The organism is Mannheimia sp. ZY171111 (genome assembly GCF_017750945.1).
Taxonomy (GTDB): Bacteria; Pseudomonadota; Gammaproteobacteria; order Enterobacterales; family Pasteurellaceae; genus Mannheimia; species Mannheimia pernigra.
The window spans coordinates 1649701-1668693 of record NZ_CP046532.1 but is presented as its reverse complement, the minus strand read 5'-3'; the positions used below and the strand labels follow the sequence as shown (position 1 = coordinate 1668693).

11 protein-coding genes, 2 tRNA genes and 3 rRNA genes are annotated in these 18993 nt (G+C 42.3%); 3 read left to right on the top strand and 13 right to left on the bottom strand.

The annotated features are described in order from the left end of the window. Positions 1 to 67 precede the first annotated feature (67 nt). From GM698_RS08030 to GM698_RS08020, 3 genes are read right to left on the bottom strand one after another with little or no spacing between them, the layout of a single operon-like run. A complete protein-coding gene (locus GM698_RS08030; RefSeq protein ID WP_176809048.1) occupies positions 68 to 559 on the bottom strand; it encodes a SprT family zinc-dependent metalloprotease in 492 nt (163 codons plus the stop codon). Beyond that, complete coding sequence (locus tag GM698_RS08025) at positions 552 to 1256, bottom strand: ribonuclease (RefSeq protein WP_176808860.1); 705 nt, start codon at positions 1254 to 1256, stop codon at positions 552 to 554. Before GM698_RS08025 ends, GM698_RS08030 begins: the two co-directional genes overlap by 8 nt. A 50-nt stretch (positions 1257 to 1306) precedes the next feature. Next, positions 1307 to 2563 (bottom strand): DUF2254 domain-containing protein, encoded by a 1257-nt coding sequence (locus tag GM698_RS08020; RefSeq protein WP_176808861.1) that lies wholly within the window; start codon positions 2561 to 2563, stop codon positions 1307 to 1309. A gap of 237 nt (positions 2564 to 2800) precedes the next feature. Here GM698_RS08020 and metK point away from each other — a divergent pair, with 237 nt between their 5' ends. Further along, positions 2801 to 3952 (top strand): methionine adenosyltransferase, encoded by a 1152-nt coding sequence (metK, locus tag GM698_RS08015; protein WP_176808862.1) that lies wholly within the window; start codon positions 2801 to 2803, stop codon positions 3950 to 3952. Between the two features lie 160 nt (positions 3953 to 4112). On the opposite strand, the gene rrf is transcribed toward metK, so the two are convergent. The 6 genes from rrf to recD form a co-directional block, all read right to left on the bottom strand. Beyond that, positions 4113 to 4228, bottom strand: a 5S ribosomal RNA gene (gene rrf, locus GM698_RS08010). A 185-nt stretch (positions 4229 to 4413) separates the two neighbouring features. After that, positions 4414 to 7314 (bottom strand): 23S ribosomal RNA (locus tag GM698_RS08005). A gap of 317 nt (positions 7315 to 7631) precedes the next feature. Further along, positions 7632 to 7707, bottom strand: a tRNA-Ala gene (locus tag GM698_RS08000). Positions 7708 to 7786: 79 nt separating this feature from the next. Continuing rightward, a tRNA-Ile gene (locus GM698_RS07995) sits at positions 7787 to 7863 on the bottom strand. A 107-nt stretch (positions 7864 to 7970) separates the two neighbouring features. Next, positions 7971 to 9511 (bottom strand): 16S ribosomal RNA (locus GM698_RS07990). The 16S, 23S and 5S rRNA genes sit together here with 2 tRNA genes alongside, the layout of an rRNA operon. A 363-nt stretch (positions 9512 to 9874) precedes the next feature. Beyond that, complete coding sequence (gene recD / locus GM698_RS07985) at positions 9875 to 11842, bottom strand: exodeoxyribonuclease V subunit alpha (protein WP_209289231.1); 1968 nt, start codon at positions 11840 to 11842, stop codon at positions 9875 to 9877. Between the two features lie 127 nt (positions 11843 to 11969). Here recD and alr point away from each other — a divergent pair, with 127 nt between their 5' ends. Together alr and GM698_RS07975 are read left to right on the top strand one after the other, a co-directional pair. Beyond that, complete coding sequence (gene alr / locus GM698_RS07980; protein ID WP_209289230.1) at positions 11970 to 13094, top strand: alanine racemase; 1125 nt, start codon at positions 11970 to 11972, stop codon at positions 13092 to 13094. Beyond that, entirely contained in the window at positions 13081 to 14004 is a 924-nt protein-coding gene (locus tag GM698_RS07975; protein ID WP_238348720.1) for an AraC family transcriptional regulator, read from the top strand. Before alr ends, GM698_RS07975 begins: the two co-directional genes overlap by 14 nt. A gap of 46 nt (positions 14005 to 14050) precedes the next feature. Here GM698_RS07975 and GM698_RS07970 read toward each other — a convergent pair whose 3' ends face one another. The 4 genes from GM698_RS07970 to dmsD form a co-directional block, all read right to left on the bottom strand. Then, positions 14051 to 14971 carry a DmsC/YnfH family molybdoenzyme membrane anchor subunit gene (locus GM698_RS07970; protein ID WP_209289229.1) on the bottom strand — a complete coding sequence of 307 codons (921 nt, stop codon included), beginning with the start codon at positions 14969 to 14971 and terminating at the stop codon, positions 14051 to 14053. A gap of 1 nt (position 14972) precedes the next feature. After that, positions 14973 to 15593 (bottom strand): DMSO/selenate family reductase complex B subunit, encoded by a 621-nt coding sequence (locus GM698_RS07965; protein ID WP_176810263.1) that lies wholly within the window; start codon positions 15591 to 15593, stop codon positions 14973 to 14975. Positions 15594 to 15604: 11 nt separating this feature from the next. Then, a complete protein-coding gene (locus GM698_RS07960; protein ID WP_159630960.1) occupies positions 15605 to 18046 on the bottom strand; it encodes a DmsA/YnfE/YnfF family dimethyl sulfoxide reductase in 2442 nt (813 codons plus the stop codon). Positions 18047 to 18240: 194 nt separating this feature from the next. Next, on the bottom strand, positions 18241 to 18837 hold the full coding sequence (dmsD, locus tag GM698_RS07955; protein ID WP_209289228.1) for a Tat proofreading chaperone DmsD: 597 nt from the start codon (positions 18835 to 18837) through the stop codon (positions 18241 to 18243). Between the last annotated feature and the right edge of the window lie 156 nt (positions 18838 to 18993).

Sequence of the window (18993 nt, the reverse complement as noted above, 5' to 3'; positions counted from 1 at the left end):
TAGCAACACATTAAAATTATTACTAAATTAGTGAGTGAAATCGAACATATTTACGATTCTTTACACATCATTTGCCCACAAAACGCAGGGGTGTTTTGCATAAACGACAAATATAGCTTCGTGTATTACGTATAGTCGCATTGTGTCTGCGAATAGAAAGTAGGTGAATTTGGCAACCACATTGGTAAGTAAATTGCTGTTGCACACTTTGAGTATTAAAGCGATGATAAATCTCTGCCTGCACACCAAGCACGGTTTCCATCATCATTTTCCACTCTTTTCCGTGTGGTTGAACACGCCCAAATTGTTGATAAACTAAAATATGAGCAAGTTCATGTGGCACCACTTGAGGAATAAATAGTTGTGCATTTTCTTGTAATAATACAGGATTAAAACGGACTTCATTTCGTTCAAGATACGCAACGCCTGCTTTTACCCCACGCACATTGTAATGAATGGTTGGTTGGATAAATCTTTTCTCAAAGTAGATATTCGCACGTTCTAAATCACGCACTAATTGGCGTTGCACTTGCATTTTTAATTGGCGTAAATCAACCATTAGGGCAATCCATTGGCTGCCATTGCTTGTTATAGCAGATGTAAAGTTCATCTTTGCCACCGCCTAAGTAAATATCTCTTAACGGTGGATTTTGTGCTTTTACCCATTTGAATAAATCTGATTTTGGCGTCGCAAAATTCGGTAAATTTAATGCGTTGAAAAGCGTTTTCTGCTTTTCAAAATAAGCCCTTGCATCATGAAAGGCACAAGCTCCATGCTTTTCCCATTCACCTTGTAAAAGGGTTGCCGCAGGCGATTCTGGCAAATAGTGTTTGATCGTATTTTCTGCAACCATAGGTAAATCACCTTGACAGTAGCGAGGGTGTTCGTCAATTGCATGAGCCTTCGCACTTTGTGGCCATAATCCGTGAATGACCCAACCAAATGACTTGGTGCCGTCACATTGATATTTAAAATGTGGCAATACTTTGCCATTATTGTTACGTTTTTGCCTTTGGCAAAACCCTGGCGACCAAGAAAGGGCTAATAAATAATAATCGGTTTCCACAAGGTTTTGCTTCAAGCGGTCATTTTTCATCTGTATATCGTAATTACCTAATGAGGAGGTTTGCGATATTGTATGTTGTGTTTCGGGGCGATGTATTGTTTTGGGCTTTTTATCTGGTTGAGTAAAAAGCAGAGTGGCAGCACCCAAAATAGCCAATATGGTGAAAAAAAGTATTTTTTTATTATTCATTGTAATCTCAATCCGTTTTAAACATTTGATAAATACACAATCACCTGCTTTTAATTGAAGTACTTTGTTTTGTTAAATAGTGTGAGATGTTTTTGCCGTAAAAGATCGTAATCTTCCTTAAAGGTTAAATATGTTTCGGCACGTTTTAGATAATTTTCAGCCGCAATGATCGCAGCCTCCCGTAGCTCTATTTCAGGTGCATTACGCCAAATACTTGCCAGTACTTTTTGTAACGTTATTCCTACTTCCATTATTGCTCCGCCATCACGAGCGATAGGCGAAAAACTGTGTGAAATAATCTTTCCAATATTGAGATCTACGATAGATAAGCGGTCATAATGCTTGCGCTGTGGGTGATTATTTGTATGTGGTGTCACGAGGAGCTTCATCATATGCATCATCACTTTAATCGTGGTGCCAGGATCATTTGCAGAGGGGGGTAACGCCCTCTGAGCAACTTCGCTTAACACAATAATGCCCCACAATGGATCTTGGTCAAATCCACGATCTTTATCAAGAATAAAACATTCACGAATGGTATTTGCTTTATCACTGACACAATCAATTTTAGCGAGAAGTGTATCAGGCATAATTAATTCACCTGGTCGAATCGCAATATGAATATAGGTCGAAAGTTGTTGAGCTATTTTTTGTAATTGTGCAAAGTCAATATGCGTTAAATAGCCTGTATCTTGAGCATAAATAGATTCCGCTTGTAAGCCTAAAGTGCCTTTCCAAGTCGCCCCTAAAGAGGGATCTGCTCGATAATTTTGTAAACTTTTTTCACTAGAATCATATATTTTATCAATAGTATTCCCTAAACGCCCTAGATGAGAGAGTACATAAATCCATTTAATTAACGTGAAAATAACATAGCTTAACACTGCGAGGGTTGTGATAAATAAGACAAATCGTCCATTTTGCCCAAAAAATTCCATTCCTAATGCAGTCTTTGCAATAATTGAATAAATAAAAGCAGAGATAAAACTTGAAACCGCTCTCCTACTGGTTTTGTCATCAATCACTAAATTTGTGGCTCTTGGCGTTGCACCATTTGCGGCTGAACTAAATGCAGATACCATTATAGAAAGTGAAAATGTACTCACTGCAAACATGGTTGAAGCAATCACATTTAATAAACTTTCTAACGTGCTTAATTCAATTTTCGGAAAAATTTCAGGTGGGAAAAATAAGTTTGATAATTTGGCGACAAAAGCAAATAAAATCGCCCAAAAAACAGATAGAATAGTTGAAATCCATAAACGATTGCTCGGCTGTTTTAAATAAAGTAACACTCGATAGAACATAAAGACCCCTGAATAATTTCTTATCTTAATAAGCGGTTCGATTTTAACAAAATTTTGTCAATAAAAATATGAGGCTAAAACTAAATAGTGAAATTCTGTTTGCCTAAAATACTGAAAAAATCTATTATAGCCGTCTAGACGGAAAAACATCTAAACAATGAAACGAGCGGTTACATTTGCTCATTTTTGACTAAAAATGACCGCTTGTGAGGGTTAAAATCAATATGAGGAATAACAATGGCAATTAATTTATTTACTTCTGAATCTGTTTCAGAAGGGCATCCAGATAAAATCGCAGACCAAATTTCAGATGCGGTGTTAGATGAAATTCTAAAACAAGATCCAAAAGCTCGTGTTGCTTGCGAAACGTACGTTAAAACAGGAATGGCATTAGTAGGCGGTGAAATTACCACTTCTGCGTGGGTAGATATTGAAAATTTAACTCGACAAGTTATTTGCGATATTGGTTATACCCATTCAGATATGGGCTTTGATGCTCACTCTTGTGCTGTATTAAACGCAATTGGTAAGCAATCACCAGACATCAATCAAGGTGTAGATAGAACTGATCCATTAGAACAAGGGGCAGGTGACCAAGGAATTATGTTCGGCTATGCCACAAATGAAACCGAAGTGTTAATGCCAGCTCCTATTACTTATGCTCACCGCTTAATGGAGCAGCAAGCGATCGTTCGTAAATCAGGTAAATTAGACTGGCTACGCCCAGATGCAAAAAGCCAATTAACCTTTGCTTATGAAAACAATAAAATTATTGGCATTGATGCTGTGGTACTTTCTACCCAGCACGCTGAGCATATCTCACAAAAGGAATTAATCGAAGGCGTGATGGAAGAAATCATCAAACCTGTACTTCCAACTGATTGGCTAAATCAACATACCAAATACTTTATTAATCCAACAGGCCGCTTCGTCATTGGTGGACCAATGGGAGATTGTGGATTAACTGGCCGTAAAATTATCGTAGATACCTACGGCGGAGCTGCTCGTCACGGTGGTGGTGCGTTCTCTGGTAAAGATCCATCAAAAGTTGATCGCTCAGCAGCTTATGCTGCACGTTATGTAGCCAAAAACATTGTAGCTGCGGGCTTAGCAGATCGTTGTGAAATCCAGCTTTCTTACGCTATCGGTGTCGCTGATCCAACATCAATTATGGTCGAAACCTTCGGCACAGGCAAAGTCAGCCACGAAACATTAGTTAAATTAATTTATCAACACTTTGATTTACGCCCCTATGGTTTAATCAAAATGTTAGATTTAATCAAACCAATTTATCGTGAAACTGCTGCATACGGCCACTTTGGGCGTGAGCATTTCCCTTGGGAAAAAACAGATAAAGCAGAAATATTAAGATCTGCAGCCAGATTATAGCTCTAAATTTGCATATTCAATCTCTCCCACTCAGACCGCAAGTATTCCTACAAGCGGTCATTTTAGTTATATTTTTTGCAATTTTCGCTTTTTGGCTTTTTAAAAATAAAAAAGCAAAAACCTCAAGCCTATCACTAAGCTTGAGGTCGTTTAAAATAAATCCCGACGATGCCCTACTCTCACATGGCGAATCACCACACTACCATCGGCGTCACTGCGTTTTACTTCTGAGTTCGGTATGGAGTCAGGTAGAACCACAGCACTATTGTCGTCGGGAAAATCTTGTTGATTTTCTGTCTTTCTATTTTTTGTTCTTTAATCTAAAAACAAGCTGTTGATTCTGAGTTTATTTATTTATTTTCTGAGTTTATTTGTTTGTCTGTCTTGTTTGTTTAGTCTTTACTTTACGTTACTTCGCTTCGTGCTTTCTTATTTTTTCTATAAAAACACTTGAGCGTTGTATAGTTAAGCCTCTCGGGCAATTAGTACACATTAGCTCAACGTATCGCTACGCTTACACATTGTGCCTATCTACGTCGTAGTCTCCAACAACCCTTACAGTCTTATAGACTGGGAGAACTCATCTCTTGGCAAGTTTCGTGCTTAGATGCTTTCAGCACTTATCTCTTCCGCACGTAGCTACTCGGCAATGCGTCTGGCGACACAACCGAAACACCAGCGGTGCGTCCACTCCGGTCCTCTCGTACTAGGAGCAGCCCCAACCAATTCTCCAACGCCCACGGCAGATAGGGACCGAACTGTCTCACGACGTTCTAAACCCAGCTCGCGTACCACTTTAAATGGCGAACAGCCATACCCTTGGGACCTACTTCAGCCCCAGGATGTGATGAGCCGACATCGAGGTGCCAAACACCGCCGTCGATATGAACTCTTGGGCGGTATCAGCCTGTTATCCCCGGAGTACCTTTTATCCGTTGAGCGATGGCCCTTCCATTCAGAACCACCGGATCACTATGACCTGCTTTCGCACCTGCTCGACTTGTCTGTCTCGCAGTTAAGCTTGCTTCTACCATTGCACTAACCTGACGATGTCCGACCGTCATTAGCAAACCTTCGTGCTCCTCCGTTACTCTTTGGGAGGAGACCGCCCCAGTCAAACTACCCACCAGACACTGTCCGAGTACTCGTTCCGAGTACTTCGTTAGAACATCAAACGTTAAAGGGTGGTATTTCAAGGACGCCTCCAACAACACTAGCGTGTCATCTTCAAAGGCTCCCACCTATCCTACACATCAAAATTCAATGTTCAGTGTCAAGCTATAGTAAAGGTTCACGGGGTCTTTCCGTCTAGCCGCGGGTACACCGCATCTTCACGGCGATTTCAATTTCACTGAGTCTCGGGTGGAGACAGCCTGGCCATCATTATGCCATTCGTGCAGGTCGGAACTTACCCGACAAGGAATTTCGCTACCTTAGGACCGTTATAGTTACGGCCGCCGTTTACTGGGGCTTCGATCAGGAGCTTCTCTTTCGATAACACCATCAATTAACCTTCCAGCACCGGGCAGGCATCACACCCTATACGTCCACTTTCGTGTTTGCAGAGTGCTGTGTTTTTAATAAACAGTTGCAGCCAGCTGGTATCTTCGACCGGTTCAACCTTCATCCGCGAGGGATTACAATCTACGCCGGCGCACCTTCTCCCGAAGTTACGGTGCTATTTTGCCTAGTTCCTTCACCCGAGTTCTCTCAAGCGCCTGAGTATTCTCTACCTGACCACCTGTGTCGGTTTATAGTACGGTTTAGTGTAATCTGACGCTTAGTGGCTTTTCCTGGAAGCGTGGTATCGGTTACTTCAACTCCGTAGAGTCTCGTCATCACTTCTCGTTGTTAATAGAAGACCGGATTTGCCTAATCTTCCCAACTACCAGCTTAAACAGGGTAATCCAACACCCTGATAACCTAACCTTCTCCGTCCCCACATCGCAATTACACCAAGTACGGGAATATTAACCCGTTTCCCATCGACTACGCTTTTCAGCCTCGCCTTAGGGGCCGACTCACCCTGCCCCGATTAACGTTGGACAGGAACCCTTGGTCTTCCGGCGAACGAGTTTTTCACTCGTTTTATCGTTACTTATGTCAGCATTCGCACTTCTGATACGTCCAGCAAGCCTCTCGACTCACCTTCTTCCGCTTACAGAACGCTCCCCTACCCAACAATGTTTCCATTGATGCCGCAGCTTCGGTGACTAGTTTTAGCCCCGTTACATCTTCCGCGCAGGCCGACTCGACTAGTGAGCTATTACGCTTTCTTTAAATGATGGCTGCTTCTAAGCCAACATCCTAGCTGTCTAAGCCTTCCCACTTCGTTTCCCACTTAACTAGTACTTGGGGACCTTAGCTGGCGGTCTGGGTTGTTTCCCTCTCCACGATGAACGTTAGCACCCACCGTGTGTCTCCTATGCATTACTCTTCGGTATTCGCAGTTTGCATCGGGTTGGTAATCCGGGATGGACCCCTAGCCGAAACAGTGCTCTACCCCCGAAGGTATTCACATAAGGCTCTACCTAAATAGATTTCGGGGAGAACCAGCTATCTCCCGGTTTGATTGGCCTTTCACCCCCAGCCACAAGTCATCCGCTAATTTTTCAACATTAGTCGGTTCGGTCCTCCAGTTAGTGTTACCCAACCTTCAACCTGCCCATGGCTAGATCACCGGGTTTCGGGTCTATACCTTGCAACTATACGCCCAGTTAAGACTCGGTTTCCCTACGGCTCCCTTATTCAGTTAACCTTGCTACAAAATATAAGTCGCTGACCCATTATACAAAAGGTACGCAGTCACAGAATAAATCTGCTCCCACTGCTTGTACGCACAAGGTTTCAGGTTCTATTTCACTCCCCTCGCCGGGGTTCTTTTCGCCTTTCCTTCACAGTACTGGTTCACTATCGGTCAATCAGGAGTATTTAGCCTTGGAGGATGGTCCCCCCATCTTCAAACAGGATATCACGTGTCCCGCCCTACTTGTTGTGAGCTTAGTACCACGGAAATATTTTCGAGTACGGGATTATCACCCTCTATGATTGAGCTTCCCAGCTCATTCCTCTAATAAATCCGCTATTACTCACTGGCTCTTTCGCGTTCGCTCGCCGCTACTAACGAAATCTCGGTTGATTTCTTTTCCTCGGGGTACTTAGATGTTTCAGTTCTCCCGGTTTGCTTCACTTGCCTATGTATTCAGCAAGTGATAGTAGATTCTTCATCTACTGGGTTTCCCCATTCGGACATCTTGGATTAAACGCCTCTTATCGACTCATCCAAGCTTTTCGCAGATTAGCACGTCCTTCATCGCCTCTGATTGCCAAGGCATCCACCTTGTGCGCTTAGTCACTTAACTATACAACCTCAAATGTTTTTGTTTTTGTATTTCAATCAAAAGGAAAGAAAAAACAACATAACAACACATTTAAAGTCTGTTTTAAACTAAACACTTAGCTGCTTTTGTTCAGCTAAGATTTTATTACATACTCAGACTTTCTTTCGAAAATCTCTCAGTTTTTCAGCTTGTTTCTAAATTTTTAAAGAACAACGATGATAATGTCTTTCGACTCTCATCATACCTAAATTAACAAGCGGTCTCTTTTTTATTGAATATTGCAAATCTTTGCTCAAATTCAACCGCTTGCTACCTTAGGTATGACGACTCACGATGCTTGGTGGAGATAAGCGGGATCGAACCGCTGACCTCCTGCGTGCAAGGCAGGCGCTCTCCCAGCTGAGCTATATCCCCAGACATCATTGACTTACCACTTCCTTTTAGTTTTCACTCACATTCTGTGCTTTCGCTTTCGCTTACTCACGTCATTGAGTGGTGGGTCTGAGTGGACTTGAACCACCGACCTCACCCTTATCAGGGGTGCGCTCTAACCACCTGAGCTACAGACCCAAAAGGATGTTTCTGTTTATTCTACTTTCTATCAAACAATCTGTGTGAACACTTGCTGTCGTCGCGACGCTAAACTCTCGCCTAGCCTCGCACTTGATTTTTTTTGGTAAGGAGGTGATCCAACCGCAGGTTCCCCTACGGTTACCTTGTTACGACTTCACCCCAGTCATGAATCATACCGTGGTAAACGCCCCCCTTGCGGTTAAGCTATCTACTTCTGGTACAACCCACTCCCATGGTGTGACGGGCGGTGTGTACAAGGCCCGGGAACGTATTCACCGCAACATTCTGATTTGCGATTACTAGCGATTCCGACTTCATGGAGTCGAGTTGCAGACTCCAATCCGGACTTAGACGTACTTTGTGAGATTCGCTCACCATCGCTGGCTCGCCGCCCTCTGTATACGCCATTGTAGCACGTGTGTAGCCCTACTCGTAAGGGCCATGATGACTTGACGTCATCCCCACCTTCCTCCGGTTTATCACCGGCAGTCTCCTTTGAGTTCCCACCATAACGTGCTGGCAACAAAGGATAAGGGTTGCGCTCGTTGCGGGACTTAACCCAACATTTCACAACACGAGCTGACGACAGCCATGCAGCACCTGTCTCAGAGCTCCCGAAGGCACTCCCATATCTCTACAGGATTCTCTGGATGTCAAGAGTAGGTAAGGTTCTTCGCGTTGCATCGAATTAAACCACATGCTCCACCGCTTGTGCGGGCCCCCGTCAATTCATTTGAGTTTTAACCTTGCGGCCGTACTCCCCAGGCGGTCGATTTATCACGTTAGCTACGGGCACCAAGCTTAAAGCCCAATCCCCAAATCGACAGCGTTTACAGCGTGGACTACCAGGGTATCTAATCCTGTTTGCTCCCCACGCTTTCGCACATGAGCGTCAGTACATTCCCAAGGGGCTGCCTTCGCCTTCGGTATTCCTCCACATCTCTACGCATTTCACCGCTACACGTGGAATTCTACCCCTCCCTAAAGTACTCTAGACCCCCAGTCTGAAATGCAATTCCCAGGTTAAGCCCGGGGCTTTCACATCTCACTTAAAAGTCCGCCTGCGTGCCCTTTACGCCCAGTTATTCCGATTAACGCTTGCACCCCCCGTATTACCGCGGCTGCTGGCACGGAGTTAGCCGGTGCTTCTTCTGTCGTTAACGTCAATCGCCGATTCTATTAAAATCAACGCCTTCCTCGCGACCGAAAGAACTTTACAACCCGAAGGCCTTCTTCATTCACGCGGCATGGCTGCATCAGGGTTCCCCCCATTGTGCAATATTCCCCACTGCTGCCTCCCGTAGGAGTCTGGACCGTGTCTCAGTTCCAGTGTGGCTGGTCATCCTCTCAGACCAGCTAGAGATCGACGGCTTGGTGAGCCATTACCTCACCAACTACCTAATCTCACTTGGGCTCATCTTATGGCAGGTGGCCCGAAAGTCCCACCCTTTCCTCCTTAGAGATTACGCGGTATTAGCGACCGTTTCCAGTCGTTATCCCCCTCCATAAGCCAGATTCCCAAGCATTACTCACCCGTCCGCCACTCGTCAGCATTAGTACAAGTACTAACCTGCTACCGTTCGACTTGCATGTGTTAAGCCTGCCGCCAGCGTTCAATCTGAGCCATGATCAAACTCTTCAATTAAAAGTTCAATCGCTCAATAAACTGCTTAGCTAAAGTTCACTTCAACTTCTAAACTTAACTTAAGTCAAGAAATCAAACATAATGAATTTCTAGTTATAAGCACCTATTAAGACTTCAAGTTTTAAAAATAAAAATAGTTTTAAATCAAGTCTATCAACAAGTGCCCACACAGATTGTCTGATAATTTGTTAAAGAACAAAACAAAACGACGCACCGTAATCAACATCTAAATAATTCACAACAGCGCGTCGTTGTGTGCCGTGCATTATACGCAAAACAAAATGCCTTGCAACCCCTTTTTTGTAAAAATTTTCAAAAAAATCACCGCTTGCATATTTTTACTACAACTTGCTTATTCTATTATCAAAATCTGTTAATTAATTGTTCTTTTAGTCCACTTTGTCTTTCTGTTTTCGTACCAACACTGTATTTCCATACTTTTTCATTGCCAAATAGCGTAAATTTATCTTTAGCACGGGTAATTGCTGTGTAAATCAATTCTTTAGTTAAGACAGGTGATATGGAAAGTGGCAAAATTAAAATAGTATGTTCAAATTCCGATCCTTGTGATTTATGCACTGTCATTATGTAAGCTGCTTCATAATTTGAAATGCGACTGAGCGGTAAGCGATGATATTGGTTGTCTGCTTGTAGTGAATCAAAATAAACGCTTGTCTCTCCATTTTCATCTGGCAGAATAATGCCAATATCGCCACTAGCCATTTTATTTGATGGCATATTTTCGGTAATCATAATCGGTTTGCCGATATAGCGATCCCGACTATGATTAAATTTAACTAATCCAGCTTTTCGCAGCCCTTCCGCAATTGCAATATTTAATCGCTCAACACCCAATTCACTCACACGCAAAGCAGAAAGAAAACGCACTTTTTGAAATTTGTCAAAAATCGTTTTGATACTTATTGATTGCGGCTGCGCTTCTCTTTGTTTAACTGCTTGCAAATAATCACGGTAAAGCTCAATCGCTTTATCAACTATCATTTTTACACTTTTCTCTACCCAGTTTGATTTATCTAACATCTCTTTCGTTTCTGGATAGCGAACATTTTCCAACTTCCCGCTATTTTTATATTCGCTAAAAATATCCCAAGAGCGATTAATTTTTTGCTCATTAACCGCATTTGCTAACTCCCCAATCCATATTTTTTCACCAAATCGGTAGCTGTGTTTTAAATGAGAGAGTGAATCACAAATAGGCAACGCATTACCCGCATTTATCTGATAGCCTGTAACGGCGTTTAAATAATCGCAATGCTTTTGGCTATAACCATATTCTAATAAAGAACCGAGTTCACCGATAATAGATCCAGCTTCCACCGAAGCGAGCTGATCTTTGTCGCCTAGCATAATCAAACGAGTAGTTGGCTTAAGTGCTTGTACCATTTTTGCCATCATAGATAAATCAATCATTGAAGCTTCATCTAGCACCACCAAATCATAATGCAGAGGGTTTTTCGCATTGAATTTTGTGTTATCTGTTAATGGTCTGGCACCAAGTAAGCGATGAATCGTCATTGCCTCCGTTGGAATGGATTTGATTATGGCAGGCGATAGCTTATTTTCTTCTGCTAACTTACTCTCAATCGACTCTTTCATTCTTGATGCGGCTTTTCCTGTTGGGGCAGCTAAGGCAATTTGTAGAAAAGGGGCATTTTGCTCTAGTTGTTTGAGCTGATGCCCGAGCAATAATTTTACAACTGTGGTCGTTTTACCTGTTCCTGGCCCACCAGAAATCAGGGTGAACTGCTTTTCAAGTGCGGTTGCAATAGCCACTTTTTGCCAATCAATGTCTTGTTGTGGGCTTGTGTGATTGTCAAATAACTGTTGAATGATTTTATTATTTAATACTGTATTGGGTAATTTTTCAGAAAAGTTGACCGCTTGTTGTAGATAAACCGCAACTTGGTGTTCTGCCTGCCAATAACGATAAAAATAAAGCAATCCATTTTGGAAGAGCATAGGAGCAATTTTTTCAGGCGAATCGCTAAAAGCAATATGATCCTTCAAGGTACATTGCCATTCAAGCGGTGAAATTTTTCCAATTTTTTGCAAAATTTTCTCAAGCAAAAGGTGGTATTGAGGCTTTGCGTTGAGTTCAAACAGTGTTGAAAGCGTGAGAGAATTTAATCGCAATGCTGTATGCCCTAGACCAACTTGATATGAGATCAATGCCGCCAACAATAGTGCAAGCTCTCTCTGCTTCTCTGAATAATTATATTGTTTTTGTTTACTCTCAATAAAACAAGCAAATTGGTAGTTTAAATCAGAAATAATCTTCTCTTTTTTTAATTCAAATAATAAATTCAGCATAATTGAACCATCGTCCTATTAGAATTCTTCTTACAATAATACTAATCTTTTTTGCATTATTTTCTAAGGGATTTTTCATTTTCGGCGTATAATTTAGCGTTCTTATTATTTTATTGTTCAGAAAAATATGAAACCAGCAACAGCAACTATTGATAGCCAGGCACTCAGGCATAATATCCAGCTCATTAAATCATTTGCACCCAATCAAAAATTATTGGCGATGATTAAAGCAAATGCGTATGGGCAAGGGTTGTTACCTGCTGCCAGCACTTTAGCGGATATGGTGGATGGTTTCGGTGTTGCTCGCTTGCGTGAGGCTTTAGAAATTCAAGAAACTGGCTACACGGGCAAAATTGTGTTGATAGAAGGTTTTTTTGACCGTGAAGAGCTACTCAAAGCTCTTTCTCGCAAATTTGATGCTGTCATTCATAACATTGAGCAACTTGAGCTGCTAGAAAAAGTCGCAAACGAGTGGAATGAAGAGCAAAAAAAAGGCTTTTGGACACGTAAGACAAAAATATACTTTCCCATTCATATCTGGCTAAAAATTGATACTGGTATGCACCGTTTGGGTATTCACCCCGAGCAGGTGGATCTGTTTGTAGAACGGTTGAAAAATTGCTCGCTGGTTAATTCCATCAGCTTTGTTAGCCATTTTAGCCGTGCAGATGAATTAGATTGTCGCTATACCGAAAAGCAAATTGACGTTTTTGAACAAGCCACCGAAAAATATTCCCAACACGACCGCAGCATTTCTGCCTCAAGCGGTATTCTTTATTGGAAACAAGCCCATTATGACTGGGTTCGCCCAGGCATTATTATGCACGGTATTTCTCCACATTATACTCCAATTACCGATTTAGGCTTTCAACCCGTAATGACGCTCTCATCCTCACTTATTGCCGTTCGTACCCACAAAGCGGGTGAACCTGTTGGCTACGGCGGCGCCTGGGTTAGCCCTAAAGACACTAAACTTGGCGTGATCGCAATGGGCTATGGCGATGGCTATCCTCGTAATGCACCTGAAGGCACACCTGTGTTAATTAACGGCAGACTTGTGCCGATTGTTGGGCGTGTTTCAATGGATATGCTCACTGTCGATTTAGGACAAAACAGCCAAGATAAAGTGGGCGATAACGCCATTTTTTGGGGAGAAAAATTACTGATTGAAGAGGTAGCAAAACATATCGGCGTAATTAGCTACGAGTTAATTACCAAACTCACACCAAGAGTGATTTTTGAATATAAATAATACGAATGATGATATGGACTATTTAGATAATCTTATCAAACTCCACCAAATTGAAGGTGAGATCCAAGTAATTTGTCGCTTTCAAGGTGATTGGCAAATTAAAAATCCGCAAACCGAGCAACCAATCGGGGTATTTCATATTATTTCCCGAGGGCAATGTTGCGTAAAATTCGAAAATGAATGCCACCATTTGAAAGTGGGCGATGTCGTATTTTTGCCTTATGGCACTCAGCACGAGTTAGCAAGCTGTCCGACACTCTTATCGGTATCAGACAGTCAGCTGATCCCGATTAAACAAGAGCCAATCGGGCCATTTATGCTCTGCCATAATCAGCAAGAAAGTGATTTTGAAATGTTTTGTGGCACCTTTCATTATAGAAACTCCTCAAATACCCCGTTGTTTGAGTTGCCGAAATGGCACTTATCTTCAGATAATGCTTCCATTTTAGCGTTACTGTCACTGTTGCAAAAAGAAAGCGAAAGCCAGCTGGGTAATAAATCCGTCATCAATGCGCTTGCTAGTGTGCTTTTTACCTATCTTGTTCGAGATTATATGAATCATTACGAGCTGAAAAGTGGCACATTGAGCCTACTGCAAGATAAACGATTACAAAATGCCGTGCAGGCAATGCTCAATCAGCCTGAAGCAGCTTGGTCAATGGACGTCTTGGCTGAACGCTGTGCAATGTCTCGCTCCAATTTTATTCGGACATTCAAAGAGAAATGTGGCATTTCAGCAGGGCAATTTCTGACCGAACTTCGATTACAAAAAGCGGAAATACTGCTGCAACATAGCGAGCTTTCCATTCAACAAATTGCTCTAGCCGTAGGCTACCAGTCTGAAGCTCATTTCAGTAAGTTGTTTAAAACCTACAAGAACAGCTCACCAAGCCAATTCCGTAAAGTATAAAAAATCCGCTGATAACACAGCGGATTTGTCTATTTTCAACCCAGTATCAGCCGCCTAAGGCTTTTAAACCTACCGTCATATGTGTGCCGTAAAACAGTGTTCTGGCAATCAATTCACCAGCGATAACCAATACAAAACCAAGGCTACTCAATGCGACCAGCTGTTTTTTTACGCTCACAAACAATAATCCTAACCCAACTACAATCAAAATGAAGCGGATTACGCTATAAGTGGCATAGCTTGGTATAAGTTCTAATGCACTAAAAATAGCTGTTTTAGTTTGGGCCAGATGTTGATAATGAAAGAAAGAGACCACTAACGCCACCGCAGCAAACACAGCAGCCAAGATCGCAAAGCCTTTCTGCCCCCTTTCTACTTTTGCCAGTTGTAACAAAGTAACTGTTAATGCTGAACCCGCTAAAAGAGCTGTTAAACCGAATGAAAGTGGGGTAAAAAGGGTATTCCACGTTGGTACAGTTGGAATTAAGTAAAGGCGAGCCATTGCCCATATAAAAATCACACCGCTAAGTGCAACGATAACTCGCCCAAACCCAGCCCAGCCTTGTGGCAATTTATTAGTAATCGGCACGATAAAGTGAGCCAAAGCACTAGCAAGCGGTAATTTTTTGCCATTTTTTTGCAAAAAACCAGACGTTGCCACCACCCAATAAGCACTGCCTAAGGCAAAGAATATTGAACCAGTGAAAATTTCATTACTCAAATCTGATGCCCCAACACGGTTTAACGCATTAAAGGCACGCTCAGGCGAGCCAAGATGGGTGGTAGAAGCTACAAAGCCAAGTGCCATTAACACCCATAACACCGTCATTGCGTAGTGTAAACGATCTGCACTCGCCTTTCCTTGCGGGGTAAGTAGCACCACACATAGTCCAATAAATGCACCAACTACCGCTTGAGCAAAGACGGTAAAGAAAACAAGGGGTAATTCGTGTAATCCTGCACCCATTTTAAACCTCCTTCGGATTAGCTAAGAAACCGCCATCAAAATCTGTCGGTTTAGCATTACTGTTTAAACGTAAGGCTATATTTGGATTGGTATAGCTAGATGGTGGCAATGGAGCAACATCTTTGATGTCGCCATATTTCTCACGCAACTCATCGATTGGCAATAAATCCAATGCACGTAATGGGCAAGATTCCACACACATCGGTTTTAAACCTTGTTCTACACGCTCAAAGCAACCATCGCATTTCGTCATTCGGCCTGTGCGTTGGTTAAATTGCGGTGCACCGTATGGACAAGCCATTGAGCAATATTGGCAACCAATACAAACATCTTGGTTTACCACTACAAAGCCATCTTCACGTTTGTGCATTGCACCACTTGGGCAAACACTCGCACAAGCAGGGTTATCACAATGATTACAAGAGATTGAAAGATAGTAGGAAAACACATCTTGTGTCCACGCATCACCTTCTGCTTTCCAATCTCCGCCACAAAATTCATAAATACGGCGGAAACTCACATCAGGGCTTAAATCTTTGTAGTCTTTACAGGCTAATTCGCACGTTTTGCAACCCGTGCAACGCTGAGAATCAATATAAAAACCATACTGTTTTTTACTCATTTCTCTCCCCCTTATCCTGAAACTCGTTCAATTTGAACTAAATTGGTATGCTGCGGATTGCCTTTTGATAATGGCGATGGTCTTTGCGTAGTTAACACGTTAAAACTACCATTGTGATCTACACGATTACCATCTGGCATATACCAAGCACCTTCTCCCATTGCCGTTACGCCAGGCATAATTCTTGGTGTAACATTTGCCATAACACGAGTTTCACCGCGATCATTAAATATCCGCACAGTGTCTCCATTTTTAATACCCCGTTTTTGTGCATCAATCGGGTTAATCCAAACCGATTGTAAAGACGCCTGTTGTAATACATCTACATTGCCATAAGTAGAGTGAACGCGTGATTTATAATGGAAGCCAACTAATTGCAGTGGAAATTGTTCACGTTTAGGATCGTCCCACCCCTCAAATTGGCGAGTATAAATCGGTAATGGGCTAATTACATCGCCCTCTGGTAACTCCCATGTTGCGGCAATTTTCGCTAATCGTTCAGAATAAATCTCAATTTTGCCCGATGGTGTCGTCAGCGGATTATTGATCGGATCTTCACGGAATTTCTTAAACGCAACCAGATGCCCGCTCGGATCTTTCTGCTTGATAATTCCACGCTCACGGAATGCTTCAAAGGTAATGTCTTTAAAAAACGGATTTTTCTCTTGGGTTTGAGCATAAAGGTGACGTAGCCACTCTTCTTGAGTTCGACCTTCAGTGAATATCTCTTTCACCCCCATTTTTTCCGCAATGCCTGAGTAAATCTCATAGACTGGTTTACACTCAAATTGTGGCTCAATCGCTTTGTCGGCAAAAATTACATAACCCATATTACCTGCCGAACCGTCCATACAGAAATCAGGTTGCTCCGATGTAGTACAATCTGGCAGAAGAATATCTGCATATTTAGCGGTAGAAGTCATATGGTTATCAATCACGACCAACATTTCTAATTTGCTTTCATCCTGCAAAATTTCGTGGGTGCGATTGATGTCGGAATGTTGATTAATAATGCAGTTTCCTGCATAGTTCATAATGAACTTGATATTTTGATTAAGTTTTTCCGCGCCTTTTAAACCGTCTTTGAGGGCAGTCATTTCCTCACCACGAGTGACCGCATCTGTCCACATAAAGATGGGGATTTTCGCATTAATCGGATTTTTATGCACAGGCATACGTACAAAAGGTATGGTATAGAATCCTTCACGAGAACCACTGTTACCGCCACTAATTCCTACATTCCCCGTTAAACACGCTAACATTGCAATCGCACGAGCGGCTTGTTCACCATTTGCGTGGCGTTGCGGCCCCCAACCTTGACAGATATAGGCTGGTTTAGTCGTAGCAATTTCACGAGCAAGCTCAATAATACGAGCTTGTGGAATACCCGTAATTTTTTCTGCCCATTCTGGCGTTTTAGCGGTTTTATCATCACCCTCGCCTAAAATATAGGCTTTGTAATGCCCATTTTTAGGGGCTGATTCGGGTAAGCTTTTCTCATCATAGCCAATACAATAGGTATCTAGGAATGCCTGATCGACCAAATTTTCGGTAATCATAACAAACGCCATTCCCTCGATTAATGCTGCATCCGTACCAGGACGAATAGGCACCCATTCCCCACGCCCTGCAATAGTGTCATTATAACGAGGATCAATCATAATGGTTTTAGCTTGCGAACGCTCTTGAGCTTGCTGATAAAGATAAGTCACTCCTCCTCCACTCATCCGAGTTTCCGCAGGGTTGTTACCAAAATAAACAACCAATTTAGCGTTTTCGATATCGGTTGGGCTATTACCTGCATTACTGCCGTACATATACGGAATGGCTTCAAAAATTTGCGAATAGCTGTAAGTGCCGTGGTGTCCGAGGCAGCCACCAATACTATTCATAAAACGACTAGAAATACTACGAGGTGGCGGATAACTCGCCGCAACGGTTGCACCGAGTGTACCCGTTGCAAAAGGTAGATATAACGCCTCATTACCATATTGGGCAATAATGCGTTTTAAATTGGAAGCAATCTCTTCAAAAGCCTCATCCCACGAAATGCGTTTAAATTTACCTTCGCCACGCTTGCCTACCCGCTTCATCGGATATTTCAAACGATCTGGATTATACACACGGCGACGCATAGAACGCCCCCTTGCACAGGCTCGCACTTGATGGAAATCGCCATAAACATCCGAGCCTAAATTATCGGTTTCCACATATTTAATCACGCCATCTTGAACGTGCATACGCAACGGGCAACGACTGTGACAATTAACCGTACAAGCACTCCAAACCAATTTTTCTTCACCTAAATTAGCAACTGGCTTGATTTCTGCTTTAGCTTTAGCAATCGGAATTTGTACACCGCTTGCTGCTAATGCAACACCGCCCACCGCAGCGGAGCCTTTTAAAAAGGCACGTCTATCCAGACACAGAGGTGTTTCAGATTTATTCTGCATAGTTTCCCCCACAAAAGATCAATAAAAACAGGAAAACTATACCGTTTCATCGGCAAGGGGTTATTGATCAACGTCAATTTCCCCAAAAGGTTGGACTAAACCGCAAAAGGTTTAGACTATTGTGCAGGCAAGTTGCTTAACGTTTTAACCACACAGCAACATTTTCTTTGGCTTTGTTGCCAAGTGAAGCTCAATTAACGATAAAGTTGCAGAGCAAGCGGTTGAATTTCCAAATTTTTTTGCAAATCAAGCAATAACGCTTCAGCAAGAATGCCCAAGCCTTGATAAAACGGGGTTGATGTAGCATTAAATAACTCAAAAAAGCGATATGCCCAAGGCAGAAAATGCTCTGCCAAAAATGGTTTGAGCAAATGCTGATTTTCATCAAGCAAATAAGCGGTGAGCATTAACATTAAGCCGATATGATCTTCTGGCTCATTTTGATTTAAAGAAAAATCAATGCCACTATGTTGCAAAAAAGCTCGCAACGCTAGCAAACTCTCGCCAAACACAACGCTCTCTTTATCCAAATAGACCGATCCCCACGGCGGAGCTGGCAAATTATTCGGCCCGATAAATAAGGCTTGATAGTCAGCCTCAATCTGCTCATCCGCCACCTTTTGCAAATTTTGCTGAATTTCAGACCGCTTGTTTTCATTGAGAAAGTGACAGTCTGCTTGCCAAGCCCCCGTTTGAAACAGAGCAATAAGCGGTTTATTTTGAGGCTCATTAGGCGGGTAAAAAAACAGCGAGCCGATAATTCGAGTAAGTGGTGAATAGTATTGTTCCATAGTGAATCCAAATGCAAAATAAATGTAGCCAAATATTAGCCTAAAAGAGCAATTTAGTTAAGTTTTGCTCGTAACAATCTACATTATAGGCAATAGAAATAATAAACAAGCGGTCATATTTTGCAAAATTTTTACAAAATATGACCGCTTGTGCAT

Excerpts from the sequence above, each read along its gene's own strand:
- alr (WP_209289230.1), top strand. The coding sequence starts at position 11,970 with ATGAAACCAGCAACAGCAACTATTGATAGCCAGGCACTCAGGCATAAT.
- GM698_RS07970 (WP_209289229.1), bottom strand. The coding sequence starts at position 14,971 with ATGGGTGCAGGATTACACGAATTACCCCTTGTTTTCTTTACCGTCTTT.
- GM698_RS07965 (WP_176810263.1), bottom strand. The coding sequence starts at position 15,593 with ATGAGTAAAAAACAGTATGGTTTTTATATTGATTCTCAGCGTTGCACG.
- GM698_RS07960 (WP_159630960.1), bottom strand. The coding sequence starts at position 18,046 with ATGCAGAATAAATCTGAAACACCTCTGTGTCTGGATAGACGTGCCTTT.
- dmsD (WP_209289228.1), bottom strand. The coding sequence starts at position 18,837 with ATGGAACAATACTATTCACCACTTACTCGAATTATCGGCTCGCTGTTT.
- metK (WP_176808862.1), top strand. The coding sequence starts at position 2,801 with ATGGCAATTAATTTATTTACTTCTGAATCTGTTTCAGAAGGGCATCCA.
- GM698_RS08020 (WP_176808861.1), bottom strand. The coding sequence starts at position 2,563 with ATGTTCTATCGAGTGTTACTTTATTTAAAACAGCCGAGCAATCGTTTA.
- recD (WP_209289231.1), bottom strand. The coding sequence starts at position 11,842 with ATGCTGAATTTATTATTTGAATTAAAAAAAGAGAAGATTATTTCTGAT.
- GM698_RS08030 (WP_176809048.1), bottom strand. The coding sequence starts at position 559 with ATGGTTGATTTACGCCAATTAAAAATGCAAGTGCAACGCCAATTAGTG.
- GM698_RS08025 (WP_176808860.1), bottom strand. The coding sequence starts at position 1,256 with ATGAATAATAAAAAAATACTTTTTTTCACCATATTGGCTATTTTGGGT.